General features: G+C 38.2%; 12 protein-coding genes. All 12 read right to left on the bottom strand.

The window, feature by feature from the left end:
* Nucleotides 1–66: 66 nt before the first annotated feature.
* Nucleotides 67–792: a hypothetical protein gene (locus NRL14_RS14295; protein WP_149605995.1), complete on the bottom strand. Its 726-nt coding sequence runs from the start codon at nt 790–792 to the stop codon at nt 67–69.
* Nucleotides 789–1,661, bottom strand: a complete 873-nt coding sequence (locus tag NRL14_RS14290) for a hypothetical protein (protein ID WP_306724951.1) — start codon at nt 1,659–1,661, stop codon at nt 789–791. Before NRL14_RS14290 ends, NRL14_RS14295 begins: the two co-directional genes overlap by 4 nt.
* 263 nt (nt 1,662–1,924) lie before the next feature.
* Nucleotides 1,925–2,281 (bottom strand): hypothetical protein, encoded by a 357-nt coding sequence (locus tag NRL14_RS14285; protein ID WP_096794304.1) that lies wholly within the window; start codon nt 2,279–2,281, stop codon nt 1,925–1,927.
* 202 nt (nt 2,282–2,483) lie between these two features.
* Nucleotides 2,484–2,870: a hypothetical protein gene (locus tag NRL14_RS14280; protein ID WP_306724950.1), complete on the bottom strand. Its 387-nt coding sequence runs from the start codon at nt 2,868–2,870 to the stop codon at nt 2,484–2,486.
* 9 nt (nt 2,871–2,879) lie between these two features.
* Nucleotides 2,880–7,637: an RHS repeat-associated core domain-containing protein gene (locus NRL14_RS14275; RefSeq protein WP_306724949.1), complete on the bottom strand. Its 4,758-nt coding sequence runs from the start codon at nt 7,635–7,637 to the stop codon at nt 2,880–2,882.
* Nucleotides 7,637–8,488 (bottom strand): hypothetical protein, encoded by an 852-nt coding sequence (locus NRL14_RS14270; protein WP_306724948.1) that lies wholly within the window; start codon nt 8,486–8,488, stop codon nt 7,637–7,639. The genes NRL14_RS14275 and NRL14_RS14270 overlap by 1 nt, the downstream gene beginning before the upstream one ends.
* On the bottom strand, nt 8,485–9,513 hold the full coding sequence (locus tag NRL14_RS14265) for a hypothetical protein (protein WP_306724947.1): 1,029 nt from the start codon (nt 9,511–9,513) through the stop codon (nt 8,485–8,487). Before NRL14_RS14265 ends, NRL14_RS14270 begins: the two co-directional genes overlap by 4 nt.
* A 2-nt stretch (nt 9,514–9,515) precedes the next feature.
* Nucleotides 9,516–9,806: a PAAR domain-containing protein gene (locus tag NRL14_RS14260; protein WP_007377083.1), complete on the bottom strand. Its 291-nt coding sequence runs from the start codon at nt 9,804–9,806 to the stop codon at nt 9,516–9,518.
* A 40-nt stretch (nt 9,807–9,846) separates the two neighbouring features.
* Entirely contained in the window at nt 9,847–10,203 is a 357-nt protein-coding gene (locus NRL14_RS14255; protein WP_007377084.1) for a hypothetical protein, read from the bottom strand.
* A gap of 7 nt (nt 10,204–10,210) precedes the next feature.
* Nucleotides 10,211–12,088, bottom strand: a complete 1,878-nt coding sequence (locus NRL14_RS14250; RefSeq protein ID WP_096794296.1) for a type VI secretion system Vgr family protein — start codon at nt 12,086–12,088, stop codon at nt 10,211–10,213.
* 73 nt (nt 12,089–12,161) lie between these two features.
* Nucleotides 12,162–12,641: a type VI secretion system tube protein Hcp gene (locus NRL14_RS14245; protein WP_007377086.1), complete on the bottom strand. Its 480-nt coding sequence runs from the start codon at nt 12,639–12,641 to the stop codon at nt 12,162–12,164.
* Nucleotides 12,642–12,880: 239 nt separating this feature from the next.
* Nucleotides 12,881–15,484, bottom strand: a complete 2,604-nt coding sequence (tssH, locus tag NRL14_RS14240; RefSeq protein ID WP_306724946.1) for a type VI secretion system ATPase TssH — start codon at nt 15,482–15,484, stop codon at nt 12,881–12,883.
* Nucleotides 15,485–15,505: the final 21 nt, after the last annotated feature.

Here is a 15,505-nt window from a genome sequence, read left to right as displayed (position 1 = left end):
ACCCTCGATTTAAAGTGGATATTTTATTTAGCTGCTGATCGCTTATTTACTTTAAACTTGACGTAATTAGAACTGCTTAATTAGCGTATATGGCGCATCAGCGGCTAGCCGTGTTACCACATAACCATAAGTAGAGCCGTAACTCCCCTCTTCAACACTATTATCCATATACAACACCATATCTTCTATGCCGTCGTTGTTATAATCGCCTTTAGCCATAACAGTTAGCTTTTGAATACCGCCGCTGTTGTCGTAATAAATAGCTTGGTCCTTATTTAATGACTGCACTTCTTTAACACGGCTCATTTCTTCCCAGCTACTTGCACTTGCTAAGCGGCGCTCATCGTCATTTGAAATAATTAAAGCGAGCTCTGGAGGCATTTGTTTTGGTAGTGCTGATCCATGTTCAAAGTCAGTCAAAAAACTAGCATCAGAAGCGTTTAACTCCCCCATATGTGACCATATTAAACACACTTTATTCATAGCTTTTATAACGCCCTGCTCTCGATAACTAAATGCGTTAAAACCTTCATCCAAAGCATTAAATAAAGTATTACAGCTAGTAACTACTTTATTAGGGTTACCGTTTTTAAGAAGACTTTCTTCAAAATACCACTTTTTATAAATTAGAGTCTTAACCTGTTCCTGCTGCTCTAATGCTATAGCCTCTGTAAAGTATCTATTGGTTTTATTTTCCGAGCTATATGTCGGAGTTATTTTGTTTTTGTCTATTTCTGCACATGCTGTACTTGAGATACTAATACATGCAAGTAAAATTAATTTCTTTATCATTTTGCATTCACCAGTAAATTGCGGACATAAGTATTGCGCTCAGCCGATACATCTTTTCTATTTGATTCAATAGCCGCCTTTTTAAAATCATGGACTTTCATATGCTTGTTAAAATTAGGGAAAGTGTCTTTAAGTTTTGTCATCCCTAAATTAAATATTAAATCAAACAGAGCTAACTTAACATCATCTGGGTAACTTGAAAATTCAGATGCGCCATATATACGTTTAAGCTCACTTTCAAACGTTTTAATATGCTGATCAATTTGAGCGTTTGCTACAGCTTCAGTAATTATTAACTTAGTAAAAGGTTTGAAACGACCAAAGCCTTCATCCTTACCAAACGGTCTTGATTTAATTAGTTTAAATTCATCTTCAATTTGCTTCGTTGATGCAATAATTCCCGTATCTCGAACGGTGAAAGGAACTTTTTTTGCAGCTTCAACATCTTTTAATAAATGACCTACGCCAACGGTTACATAGCCTTTTGTATCTAAATACATATGAGGAACATTACCTTCATATTTCACCATACTTTGTTTTAGTTTCGTTTTTAAATTGCCAGATATTGATATAACCGCAACCGCTGCAGCACTCGCTAGCTTTTCATTAATTTTTTTATGAGTGCGCCCATTTGGATCTATTTTTCCATCTGGACGTACCATATTTACCACTTTGCTTTGAAACAACTTAATAGCCGCTACGGTTTTAGAGTTCTCAGGACGTGAGCCTAAACGACCGTCTACAGTAAGTTTTCTAGTAGGTGCTATAAGGGAAAGAAGTGAATTTAAAGCAGTTTGTACTGCTTTTACATCGTCTGGCTTATTTGCGTCGACAATCCCTACGGATTGGATTAATTTCATTGCTGGCATCGAAGAGTCCTTTTCTTTAGTATTATGTTGCTTAAGTGCAGCGTGTTAGTAGTAAATTAACACCCATTAATTAAAGTGGGTGTCTTAATTATTTTTCTTTTTAAATAACACTCCTTAACTCCGCCCCATAATTTCATTGCGCGACTTAAATACTCGTCACCCCACCTTTCTTTAAATTGCTTGCTGGGGTTGTTTTTTAGCGTAGATGAAACAACGTCTTGAAGTGTTAAATTTGTGATATTTATACATACCATAATGAACAGCTAATTTTCAGGTGACTTGCAATACAAATTTTCTAGGGCTGCAATCAGCGACCGATCCGGCACTAAGGAATGTACCGAAACTAGATGCTGAATAGATGAGTCCACAATAAAATTTATTTCTCCATTGGGTATTCTGTACTCATACTTGGATATGACTTTATTTTCCTCATGTAATAAAAAATTTTTTTCATTACATATAGGGCAAATTGCTATATGGCGCCTTTTATTAATTACCTCTGTCTTACCTAGAGCATCCAAAAACCATTTCAAAAAAGCGTCTTTCTCTGAATTTGATTTAAACTCATTACTCATTAAATCTAAATTGATTTTACGATCATTTGGCTTACGTGAAATCATATTCCATACCTCATTTGAAAATCTAAACGGTATTATTTCACCAGTACAATGCCACTACATTTTGAATAAAACTTATAAATAAGTAATCCAATAAAGGGAATGCTATCTTTCTAGTTGAAAAATTCTTTTCTTATAAAAATGTAATAGTTTCTATGAAAAAGGTAAAATATCTCCTGATTATTTTAATTACCAAACCTCAACACTATAAATCTACTTCAATTATATTTTGTAAATTTGGGGTCGATTCTAAAAATAACTTCCATTCAAGAAGGGCCTTTTTCAGCTGTTGCGTAGTTAAAATTTGAAAGTAGCTATCATCAAGTAAAGCATAAACTTGTGCGTTCTCAATAGTAAATTCAGATCCCCATCTTTCGCGATCCCAGTCAAGAACAGCAAATTCACTAGTTAAAACAGAGTTTATTCTTTTTATACCTTCATCAACCCAAGCAATAGTATCATTGTATGGTAATCCACCGTCATCCATGAGAAGACTAGATAGGATACTTTTACCATCGTTATTTTCTGTGATTGAAGAGCAAACTGGATAAATAGAATCAACGTCTTTTTTCCAAGAAAAACTTATTTTCATAATTAAACCTTAATATAATGGATAAACAGTAGTTTTTGGTTCTAACCACCCTTTTACTTTAATTCCGCTGGGCGTTGTTCCTGTCCACATTTCACCATCGATAACTTTATTTTTATAAGCAATATCAACTTCTACTTTGATCCTATCAGCAGTCCATGAATCTGGAAACATTGTAGATACCCCCCCACCATTTGTTTTAGCTAGATATTGACCTTCATTAGAAGGGTCAAGTACTTCTATTTCTGCTTTATATACACCATGTTCATTTGGAACTGACTTAGTCCCTGATATTACTCGAATACTCCCATTGCAAACCGAATGTCCACCCACGACTTGAATTCTTGACCCTTTACGCTTAACTTCAGCATTTAAAATATGCCCATCAAAGTCTATAGGAGCAGTTATATTAGCAACCGCTTTTGATGCATTGATATTCATATCAATATTAGTGCGTTCTAAATCACTTATGCTTTCTGTCCCTGAACGCTCATTAAAGTTCCTTTTTTCTGCATCGCCTTCTTCAGTTAATGCATCCCATTTATCACCATTCAACTGTGAATACTGTCCTGACTCTTCTTTAAATATGCCTTCTTCATCATGAATAACATTCGAATTTTCATGCCCATCAATGTAAGTACAAGCAGCCCAGTGGTATTCACCCATATTCTCAGCGAGCAGTTCAGATATATGCTTACTTTCAGTAACCTGAATTGAATTAGATGATATATTCAAACTTCCACAATTTGGATGCAGCATATACCCTGGGATTACATCACCTTCAGTGTATACTTTTTTGAAAACACCACTTGAAACACTACCATCTTCAATTTTGCTGCCCAAATCATCGGTAATAGTTGCACCATCCCATGAATAAACGGTTAAGCTAGTTCCCATCGGAACGGTCGCAGGCTTTGTAACATCTATCGAACCGTGTCCTGCAAATACATTTTTCTTCTGACCGTCTTTACAACTCAACCCAAACGGATCCACCCAATTAACCGGGTTAGGCGCATATTGATAGTGGTTTATGCCACCCACTAAGCCAATCGGATCTTGGTTTATAAATCTTTGTTGTTTAGGGCTGTAGTAGCGGTAGCGGTTGTAATGTAAGCCGCTCTCCTCATCTAAATATTGCCCCTGAAAGCGTATTGGCTGCGTGAAGCTGCTTTCTTTATTAAAGTCAGACTCTGCTTCTGGCTCCTCATAGCCATACACATCGGCTTGGTTTTCCCACACGACTTCTGCTTTGTTATTGGTAACAAAACGTGGGGTATTCAGTTGGTCTAGGTGGTAGTAGTACACCTCACCTTTTTTAATTAGTGCTACTGGGTGAAATTGATTTGGTAGGTTGATATACCAGGTATATTCACCGTGTTGGCATTCGCCGATTAACTGGTCGTTATCCCAAATGTAGTCAATTTTACCGTGCTCGGTGTGCTTGGCGATACGACGACCTAGTGGGTCGTAGTCGTATTGGGTGAGCGTGCCGTTGTTGTTAAAACAGCTTAACTGGTTAAACGCGTTGTATTCGCGGCGGGTTTTTATGCCTTTGCCGGTTTCGCGTATTTGGTTACCAAATTCGTCGTAGTAAAAGTCGCTGTCGCCAAAGTGTGTTAGGCGGTCGGCGTCGGTGGCACTGTTTATTGTGGTGTTGCTAGTGCTTTCATTGTTTACTACAGAGTCAGCGTTGCTACTATTTTTACTATTATTTTTACTACTATTTGGCGCTAAATCGCTGTATTCGCTATGGTTGGCGCGTGTTAAATCAATAGATGTGCTAGCATCTGTATTTGTAGTATTTTGCTCATTACTGTCTGCATCGTTTGTGTTTGATTGAACTGTTTGGCTTTGCGGGTTACCAAAGCTATCCCACTGGTAGTGTGTGGTTGTATCAGCACGTGAGCTTGACAGTGTTTGTTGTATTAACTGGCCGAGGCTGTTGTATTCAAAATTGATATTTTTGCTGCTTACACCTTCGTTTTTACGGGCAATCAGCTGGTTTACGCTGTCATAATTATATGTACAGGTATCAAATAATACTTGCGCTGGGTGTGTAAGCTGTTGCTGCGTTAAACGGTTAAATACATCAAACCGTTGAGTAAGCGTAATGTTGTTACCAAACTGCTGGGTTTTAATATTACCTTGGCTGTCGTAGCTTAATGTTACGAGCGGCTGTGCAAGTTCAACCTCTTTGCTGTTGGTTTGCAGTAAGTTAATACCGCTTAGCTGGCCAAACTGGTTGTAGCTGTATTTAAGCGTGGTTGAATCTGGCAAGGTCAGTGATTGCCTTCTGCCGTAGTCATCGTAGCTGTATTGTAAGGTATGCGCTTGTTGCTGGTTATGTACTTGCTCAGCACGCAGTAACCGCCCGCCTTTATCAAACTGCTGCTTTAAAGTTGATTGCGCATTATGTGCACGCGCTATTTTACCTTGCTTTGTGTAGCTGTAATAATTGGCGTTATTAACGATATGTGAGTCACTGGCAAGGCTTGCATGCTGCGCAGTTACACGGCCTAGGCTGTCGCGCTCTATTTTTACGTGGCGTTTGTTGCTTTGCGTTACAGAGGCTAAGCGGTTACAGGCATCGTATTTATATTGCTGTAGCGTGCCATCAAACCCGGTTATTTGTGTTGGGTTTTCGTTCGCGTCGTAACTTATGCGGTATACGTGGCCGTCGCTTCGCTCGATGGCTGTTAAGTTTCGCTCTTTGTCGTACGTTAAATGCAGTGCGCTGCCATCGGGCTGAATAACACAATGCGGTTGGCTTAGCCCTTCAAAGTGTTGCTCTGTGGTGTCGCCTTTGCTGTTTTGCGAGCTAATTAACCGCCCTGCTTCGTCGTAACTAAAATATTGATGCTGTTTATTTTCAGGCTCTTTTTCATCAAAGGCAATGGTTTGTGTAAGCTGGCCGTGCTCATTGTACTTATATTGAGTGAGTAAACCTGCGTTATTAAGTGTGGCATTTACGCGACCTAAATTGTCGTAACTGTAACGTATTAGCTCATCGTTAAGGTGTTTTGCTAATAGCTCACCTTGTTCGTTCCAAATAAACTTGGTGATTTGGCCATTTTTATTTATATGCTGAGTTAACTGGCCGAGCTTATCGTAGCTGTATAATGTGGTGCGGCCATCACCAAAGGTTTCGCTTTGTAATAAGCCAGCCACACTGTATTTACGCGTAATGGTTTGGCCATCAGATAGGGTAGTTAATACACGTTGCCCAAGTTGGTTGTAGGCAAATTGGGTTTGGCTACCATCTGGCTGCGTTATTGTTTCTAATTGGCCGAAAGGTGTGTAGCTATAGCGCGTTGTGCTGCTGTCGGGCTTTATTTCACTGAGCTTTTGCCCTTGCGCATTGTATGTATATTGCCAAACATTGCCGTTAGGATCGGTATGCTTTACCAGTTTACCTTGTGCGTTATGTACAAAGTGCTCTTTGTGGCCGCGAGAGTCTATACAGGTTGTTTCACCAGCCTCTAAGTTATATTCAAACTGGTAAGTATAGGTGTTGTTATCGCCCCACTGTTTTATACATTTAGCGCTGGGTGAGTAGCTATCCCACTCAAAATGGTGGCTAAAGCCACTGGCTCGGGTACGCTTTGTTAATAAATTAGCGGCGTTGTAGGCGTAACGCTCAGTTTCGTTTTGCTGATTAGTTGCTTGAATAAGGTTGTTGTTTTCGTCATATTCATAGCTTGCAAGTACAGGGTATATAAGCTGCTGTTTATTATTTTTATCTGTGTGGTAAGCCGCAATTTTACTTAGTAAACCCTGTTGGTTGTAACTAATAATACAGCCACGTGCTTTATTTACTTCTATACGATTTATGCGCTCTTTAGCATCGTAATAAAAACCAATACTTTGGCCTTTTTCATTGATTATTTTTTCAAGTAACCATGAATTTTCACCGGCTTTAAAGGTCAAGTGTTGGTCATCTGGTGTTACAAGTACTTGCTTACCATTTGTTTGGTAATGTAGCGCAAGGTTACTACTTAACTGATAGCTCGATTGCCCAGGCTTTACTTTTTCAAAGCGGTGTTTAGCGCCGTGCTCATCTTGGTACTCTAACCAGTAAGTCCCTTTTTGCTTAGGGCCTACTTTTGGTGGCGGCAGGTAATGCTCAGTAAGGCTTGCCATAAAATCGTGGCGCCAACCATTTCCCATTGTTGTGCACACATCAGCATGAGATGAGCGATACAAACGTCGCCACACTAATTGGCGACTGCCTGCTAAAGTAAAATCAATTAGCGGCAGTATTTCTTCACCCGATAGCATTGAAACCGGATCTGAACGGCATTCTTGCTCAGTAATGGGTGTTTCACTTGGCGTCGAATCGCTTGCCCCCCCCGTATTTGTTACCGGTGCTTGCGCGGCACTTTTTCCTGACGCGGGTGACTCGCCCTTTTTAGCTGATTTTTTACCTGCTGAGCCAGCATTTGTATTATCGCTGACTTGAATAGCCGACTTTGCTTTTTGGTGATAGCAACTCACAGTACCTGCAACTAACGCTTGCGAAAGTACACTGGCAGTTTCACGTGCTGTGGCACTACGAGGACATTTCACACCGGCAGTGTTGAGCAAGTTAATTACGTCGAGACGTTTAGTTGCATCGCTTGTTAATGTACTGCCAACTTGAGCAATTTGCTTTTTAGCACTTTCAGGCGTGTTAGCTACTACAGGTGCATAACCAGATGGCGTTTGACCTTTACCAGCAACGAGGCAAATAGGGTAACTTTTTCCTTGTAAAACAACTGTATTACTTTGCATTAGTTGTGTGCTTCCTCACTTATCCATAAGTATGATGCTACTGCTTGGTGCTTTGCTTGTTCTTGCGAAATCATAAGAGCGTGTTTGCAATGATTTTCAATAACGGGACTCGTTGCTAATTGATATAAATTAACAACGCCTTCCAGCGCACCAATTTGGCCTAACTTATAATTAGGCAGCTCATAATGTGTCTGCTCATTAATTAACGCACTGAGCAGCTGTAAATCGTTTAACCACACTTCACTGTCGTGGTTAATGCCATTTCCTGGCGCAAAAATAATATCAATAGACTGCTGAGCTTGCTCAGCCACTCGAGTAAACATACCGTTTAATTGATTATGTTTAACAAAATCAATCGAGGGTGTTATTTCGTAGTTTACTTGCGACCACCCAATTTTTTTTGCCTCAAGTGTTGCAAATACTCCGCCAACACCTTGGTAGCTGTATTGCCCTGATGCATCAGCTTTAAAAGTTGCATCAAGCGCAATTATATTTACTTTTTTCCAATGATTTTTTTTAGTTAAAGCAACTGCGACATGTGCACTCGTTACACCATAAAATAATAAGTGTTCAACATGATCTGGGTATAACTGCTTTAAACTGCTTTCAAGTAATTGCTTAAGCTCACTTTGATAAGATAATGCAGGCAAAAGCCAAACAAGCGGCGTATTAAAGTCTTCTACTTTATTAATTAGCTCTTTCGATTTTACGATGCAATCGTAAATACATACATCCCACGACTGCCATTTTTTCCCTTCTAGGGCGGCAGTCACATCACCATATAGTAATTCATCTACACTTGTCGTCGCAGGCATTGATAAATAATCTATTGATACACTAAAAGCACTCATAACAATGTTCCTGAGTTTTCTTTTCTAGCGGCAACAGACTGATAATAAGTATATAGATTAAATACCGCTTGGCTTTGACAATCCATTGCTGACATCTCTATCGCATTTAATGGCTCATTTAATGTTCTGCCTGCAAGTAACCTCAGCGAAGACATCTGGCTTTCATAGCTTGGCCAGTTAGCCTGTAACTGCCGCTGAAAATCTAAACAGGCTTGTTCATTACCATTTCTCGCTTGCATTTGTGTTTCAAAGTTTACGAGTACATCTAATTTTTCACCAAGAATACGTTTAATCAAGGCAACTATTTGCTCTGGCTTTTTTACTTGATGCAGCACAGTATTAGCAAGCGGGATAAGCTTTACAAAACCACTTTGTAGTAATACTTGCAAAGTATGATCAACAGATACAATGTTGCTTGCATAGTTACTAACAACATTAACTTGTTCAAGACTTAGCGATAGTAAAAAAAGAGACATTAACGGTGAGTTAACAAGTCCATTTTTGGTTAAATTATCAAAAATATTTATTAGTTCTTTGGTATTCGATTTACTTGTGACGAATAAAATCTCTTCAATTGCGCTCAAAGCTTGGTCTGAAATTTTATCCTCAGTGCTATAAGCTAAAAACAAAGTGCTTATATCAATTAAAGGCACAAGGTTGAGGCTGTGTTGCTGTAATAAAACTTTACGTATAATTAACTTTGCAACCGCGTGTAACTCAGGCTCGTTAAGCACACAGTTGATAAACTTAATATTTACGGTTTGAGGAAGGTTTGCCATTATTTCTATACAAGCTTGAGAAATAGAATTATGGGTCTGTCCACTTTCCTGAAATGCAATTAGCTGCTCTAAATTTGGCTTAACAAATACTTGGCTTAAGTTATTACGTTTAGCATTTAACCAACATAACTCTAGTAGCCTTTTTTTGAGTGTTTTAACATGCCCTACAGAAGTAAACGGGCAAAGCTGCGCATTACTAATTACCAGCAATTGAGCTTCATAGTTACTTAAGTAATTAGATAGCAACGTTAGCCACCTATTAATACAGTCGGATTACCAACAACAATTTTTCCACCATGGGAGCTATCATCACCCATTCTTGCGGCTGGTTTTCCATTAATTTTAACTGAGCCAGATCCTGACTTAATGCTATCGGGTGGACCAATACATACCATCATGTCGCCTTTGCGAGCTGCGGGCATACTTCCAATTAATACATTGCTAGAGCCTAGAACAACAGGACCACCAACATGCGGAACTGTGCCGGTAGTTTTAGGACACACATGCATATGACCAATTGTAGCTGCTGGCTTACCCATTTAGACTCCTTGTCTTATTACTGATTTTTAAGTAATTCTATTATTCGTATAAAGGAATAATTAATAATTTATTGTGTGCAACTAAGCGAGATAATTCATCAATTAGTTCACTTTTAGTATAATCCGAAAGCGCCACAGGGCTTTGCATTACATACTGATATAACCCTGATACAACATCCTCACTATTTAACGAGGTATGCAAGTATACAAAAAACTGTTGTGCATAGTAGCCATCCATTGCCTTTAAATGACTTAATGCAGGATTTAGCAATGGATCATCAGGCCTATTAACTGGTAAACAAATCAAATGAGGCAACCCATAACGACAATATACAACATGCCCATTGTTATTAATGCCATTTCTCAAACCTGTTTGAAAACTATTTATTATTTCCATAATTGCATTAATTTAATTTAATTAAACCGGCAGATAAAGTAATGGCACTGCCATCCACTTTTATATTACTACCTTTAATATTTATATTAGTGCCTTCAATAGTTATATTACCACTGCTACTCATTTTAATCTGAGCAGATCCTGTTTTAATAATAATTTCATCACCGGCTTCGATATTTAATTTTTTTCCTACTTTTAAAGTATCATTCTCACCTATATCAGCAATATGGTTTTTAGCTACTTTTAAGCTGTCATTGTTAGCTATATCTACTTTTCGATCGTTACCAATTTCAACATTATGGTCGTTATCGGTTTTATCATTTTGATCGTTTTTAACATATAGTTGTTTATCTTTTTCAGCTTGTATGTATAAAAGCTCACTGCCTTTTTTATCTTCAAAACGCAGCTCATTGAAGTTATCAGCGCCACCTTCTTTTGTTGATCGTGTTTTAATCCCACTTTGTGTTTTTTCAGCGGGTAATGCATACGGAGGCATTAAATCAGCGTTATAAATTGCGCCGCTAATAATAGGTTGATCTGGGTCACCATTTATAAAATCAACAAGTACTTCTTGCCCTACACGAGGAAAGAAAAAGGCGCCCCACTTTTTACCAGCCCAATTTTGAGCAACACGTATCCAACATGAACTTTTCGAATCTTTTTTGCCTTCTCGGTCCCAGTCAAACTGCACTTTAACGCGACCAAATTGATCAATCATTATTTCGTCAGCACTGTCGCCAGTCACTATTGCCGTTTGCACACCATTGATTACAGGCTTCTTTTTATTAATTTGTGCTCTGTATGGTATTTCTTTTGGTACACATTCAAAGTGATTTGAGTAAACCTCGTCTGCCGCGCTTTGCTGACCACCTGATTGATTAGGCACCGTTATTGACGTCATCATTGACGTTATAACAAAGGTTTTACCTTCTAATCTAGGATCTTCATGTTTTTTAAAACCAAATAATTTACCCACGGTAAAAGAACGACAATCACTTTTACCGCTTGATAATTTCATGTCTCTTTGCAATGACTCTAACTGTACCGATGCCATACTTGCTGCACGAGGGTGACATTCAGACTCACCTGTATATTCGAATATTTCTGATACCGATTGTGTTGGCAACTCAGGATTTGCTTGCTCTCCATCAGGGTATCTTGAGGGTTGCTTAAAATCGTACCCAACACGTTTAAAGCTACCAGGGGCAATGCTTAAACCACCTTGCCAGCGTGATACATGCGACTCGCTAAGGTGTCCGGTTGAATAAACTACCTTTGCCTCTCCACACACTTCGTAGGCTGTAACATCGTCAGCTAATACAAGTGTATGATTGCTGTTTGAGTGTTCAAAGAAGTAAAAAATGCCCTCGTGTTGAAGTAAGCGTTGTATAAAATCAAAATCTGATTCTTGATATTGAACACAATATTCGTATTTAGGGTAGGTTTTGCTTGTTTTGTCTGAAAAGGCAACACCGTGTTGGCCAAACAAATCTGCAAAAATATCTTTAATTGTTTTCTTTTGAAAAATACGACTATTTTTACGGTTGCGCATTGACGCCGCAAAAGGAACTATTGTCGCTTGATAGTCAATATAATTTTTTTGTTCATCGACATCCGCTGTACGGCTGCCATTTGAAACAAGATGACTGACTATGCCATGGTAATAACGTTCGCCGCCACCCTCAGCATTTTTTACTTTTATAGAAACAGGCTTACCAACTAAGTCTTCATGTGCTATTTGCTTGCCAATCGTATACATATTAGCTGACATAACAAATAAGTCAGACATTGCCTCTTGGGCGACAAAACGAGTTAAATAGAGGGCGTCTTTACCAGCAGGGGTGCTAATTTGAATTACGTTTTTATCTTGTGTTGCTTTTTGCATTCCTTGCTTTTCCCATCCTAGAGATCAAAAAAAGCTCTGAGCAAAGCCCAGAGCCATTATTAGACAACAAATATTACATTTGTTGACCTTTAACACCGCTGTAACCATATACAAGTGGCGCAGTAATGTTATTTTTGTCGTCTGTCGGTGTAACAGTCATCATCATTTCAGTGTAGCTGATAGTGATTGTTTCAATTGGACGATCGTTCTGTACTGATACTGAATAGCTAGAAATCATTGCATCTGTTAGTTCGATTTTCATGATTTCTTCAACTTTATCACCTTGTTTAGTGATATGGAAAATAGCTGGTAAACCTTTACCAATAGTTGCTTCTTTGAAAAGGTCAGGAGACGCTTTATCTTGAAGTTTAGTAATTGTTACATCGCCTAAACGAGTAGAGCTAGATTCACGATCCATCGCTGTACCAGTGGCTGAGCTAATTTCACGGCTTACGTTCCAATCAAGTGATAAAACTGTAATTAAATCTTTGAAAGACTCAGCAGTAGTTTCGCCTTTGATTGAACCGTATTTTAAATATGTATTTGCTTGCATTTGATAATGCTCCTTTTAATTAAACAATGTTATCCATTAATACTGGATTATTTACTTTGGTTTCCCAAAATTCCTTTGAAATCATTATCTTTATAACAGCAATGAAAAGGTCTTCAGAATTCCTTTCCCTAGATGAAGACAATGTCTCAAAAATTCCATGTAGTTACCTAAGACACCAAAATTATAATGCCCTAAAACTAAAGAAACAACCTTATTAATCAGTTATATTAAAAATAAATTTAATTTAATCCAATTTCAAATTCATTATCTTTAATTAACAACAATATACTACTAACTTTGTTGCCATCTACCATGCTAGATAATAAAACTTCAGATAATAAAGGTAATACTTTATTTTGCAAAATCGTATGTATATTCCTTGCACCCGACCCTGCATTTTGACAATTAGCAATAATATACTCAACAACATCACTTTTATAAGTGAGTTTTGCGTCATAATTCTTTTTAACTCTTTTAATTATTTTATCTATTTGAATCCCTGCGATTTCAGTCAGTATATTATCATTCAATGGAATATAAGGAATTACGTTAATCCGTCCTAAAAATGCAGGTTTAAATGAACCTAATAAATCGTCTTGTAATGCTTTTAATAAACCTTTTATACTTGGTTTACTCTCTTCATCTTCAAATAAGCTCATTGTGGTATCTGTGCCCACATTTGAAGTCATAATAATAATTGTATTTTTAAAATCGATGTCACGCCCTTCACCATCTTTAATTGTACCTTTATCAAATACTTGATAAAAAATATCTTGAACACCTGGGTGCGCTTTTTCCATTTCATCTAACAGCACAACACTGTAGGGCTTCCTTCTTACTGCTTCGGTTAAAATACCGCCTTCGCCATATCCGACATAACCAGGAGGTGAGCCGAGCAATAAAGACACCTTATGCTCTTCTTTAAATTCAGACATATTAATAATGGTGACATTTTCTTCGCTGCCATACACTTCTTGGGCAAGTGATAAGGCTGTTTCTGTTTTACCAACACCACTAGGGCCAGCGAGCATGAAAATACCATTTGGTCGACTTTCATCGGCTAGTTGAGCACGAGACGTTTGTACAACCTTAGCGATTAAATCAAGTGCATGATCTTGTCCTACTACACGCTCTTTCATTTGGCTTGCTAGGTTTAAAATGCCATGAATTTCATCTTCATGCATTTTCCCTACGGGTATTCCCGTCCAATCAGAGATAACCTGTGCAATCAACTCTTCATCCACTTGCCAATGCACCATGTTATGCTCGTATGAGGCAAGTTTATGTTTACTTTCTTTTAACCTTTCAAGCATCTGTGCTGAAGATTCATCCTCTTCGGAGTTTATTGATTCGAGTGCTTTGTTGAGATCTGTAACAATCTCTTTTTCTAATTTAAATTGCTCATTTAATGGCTCAAGTTGCTTTTCAATATCAACTAACTCAGCTTTTAGCGTATCTAATTGTTCTGAATGATCTAACCCCGTTTTTTGTTCGCGGTTTAGCATCTGTACTTGCGTTTCAATCTCACTTAATCTATTGACAAGTTGCTCTATATTACTGGGGGTCGATGCTTGGCTCATGGCAACACGCGCACAAGCAGTGTCGAGCAATGCAACCGCTTTATCTGGCAATTGTCTTGCTGTTATATAGCGATGAGATAAGTGAACAGCGCTCTCTAATGCTTGCTCAGAAATAAATACTTTGTGATGGCGTTCCATTACAGGCACTAATCCGCGTAACATAGCCACTGCTTTTTCTGGTGTTGGCTCTTCAACTTTAACAACCTGAAAACGACGAGTTAATGCGGCATCTTTTTCAAAAAACTTTTTATACTCAGCCCATGTTGTCGCAGCGATTGTACGTAATTCACCTCGAGCGAGTGCTGGTTTTAATAAATTTGCAGCATCATTTTGACCAGCGGTACCACCACTCCCTATCATAGTGTGCGCTTCATCAATAAAAAGAATTACTGGATTAATCGCATTTTTCACTTCATTAATTAAAGATTTTAAGCGATTTTCAAATTCACCTTTCATACCAGCCCCAGCTTGAAGCAAAGCTAAGTCTAAGCTATGAATTTTCACATTCTGTAACACTGCGGGTACATCTTTTTGTGCGATTCTAAGTGCAAGTCCCTCTACAACAGCCGTTTTACCAACACCGGCCTCACCGGTAAGAATAGGGTTATTCTGTCTACGCCTTGTTAAAATATCGACCATTTGACGAATTTCAAAATCTCTTCCTAAAATAGGATCAATTTTTCCTTCCAGTGCTTGCGCCGTTAAATCAACAGTAAACTGGTCAAGGCTAGGGGTTTTAGAACTTAAGTTTGTTTGTGCAGTTGCACTTTGTACCGAATGGTTTCGCTCTTCTGATTGGGCAACTATTTCTGGCCAGGCATGCAAGAGTTGCCCAGGTTCAATTTTATTAAATAACTTACTGCAACGAGTCACTAAGCTCGAAAGTGTATCGTCTTTAGTGAGTGTATAAAGAACATAAGCACTGCGAATTTGGTTATCTGTAAATTCTATACTTGTGCTTAACCACGATTGCTTTAATAAGCTAGTCACATGAACGGATAAACTAGGTGAAGACTCACTACCTGTTTTTAATGATTCAAGCGACTGATTTAAGTCTTGTTGAACTCTATCAATATCAATATCGAATGAGCCAAATATAAGCCTAACGTCATCTAATTTTTGTTCAATCATAGCAAGTAACCAATGCTCTAATTCAACAGTAAAATGACTACGGCTATTACAAATTGCAACAGCAGCTTCTAGGCTCTTTCTACAGTCGGGACTCAATTTTTCAACGAGCTTATTCAGTGTCATCGAAGACATACACTATTCCTTTTAATTTTA

This window comes from Pseudoalteromonas sp. 20-92, assembly GCF_030847595.1.
GTDB lineage: Bacteria > Pseudomonadota > Gammaproteobacteria > Enterobacterales > Alteromonadaceae > Pseudoalteromonas > Pseudoalteromonas fuliginea.
The sequence above is the reverse complement of the archived record's forward strand: the minus strand, read 5'-3'. Positions and strand labels throughout refer to the sequence as shown.

Excerpts from the sequence above, each read along its gene's own strand:
- NRL14_RS14295 (WP_149605995.1), bottom strand. The coding sequence starts at position 792 with ATGATAAAGAAATTAATTTTACTTGCATGTATTAGTATCTCAAGTACA.
- NRL14_RS14290 (WP_306724951.1), bottom strand. The coding sequence starts at position 1,661 with ATGCCAGCAATGAAATTAATCCAATCCGTAGGGATTGTCGACGCAAAT.
- NRL14_RS14285 (WP_096794304.1), bottom strand. The coding sequence starts at position 2,281 with ATGATTTCACGTAAGCCAAATGATCGTAAAATCAATTTAGATTTAATG.
- NRL14_RS14280 (WP_306724950.1), bottom strand. The coding sequence starts at position 2,870 with ATGAAAATAAGTTTTTCTTGGAAAAAAGACGTTGATTCTATTTATCCA.
- NRL14_RS14275 (WP_306724949.1), bottom strand. The coding sequence starts at position 7,637 with ATGCAAAGTAATACAGTTGTTTTACAAGGAAAAAGTTACCCTATTTGC.
- NRL14_RS14270 (WP_306724948.1), bottom strand. The coding sequence starts at position 8,488 with ATGAGTGCTTTTAGTGTATCAATAGATTATTTATCAATGCCTGCGACG.
- NRL14_RS14260 (WP_007377083.1), bottom strand. The coding sequence starts at position 9,806 with ATGGGTAAGCCAGCAGCTACAATTGGTCATATGCATGTGTGTCCTAAA.
- NRL14_RS14255 (WP_007377084.1), bottom strand. The coding sequence starts at position 10,203 with ATGGAAATAATAAATAGTTTTCAAACAGGTTTGAGAAATGGCATTAAT.
- NRL14_RS14250 (WP_096794296.1), bottom strand. The coding sequence starts at position 12,088 with ATGCAAAAAGCAACACAAGATAAAAACGTAATTCAAATTAGCACCCCT.
- NRL14_RS14245 (WP_007377086.1), bottom strand. The coding sequence starts at position 12,641 with ATGCAAGCAAATACATATTTAAAATACGGTTCAATCAAAGGCGAAACT.
- tssH (WP_306724946.1), bottom strand. The coding sequence starts at position 15,484 with ATGTCTTCGATGACACTGAATAAGCTCGTTGAAAAATTGAGTCCCGAC.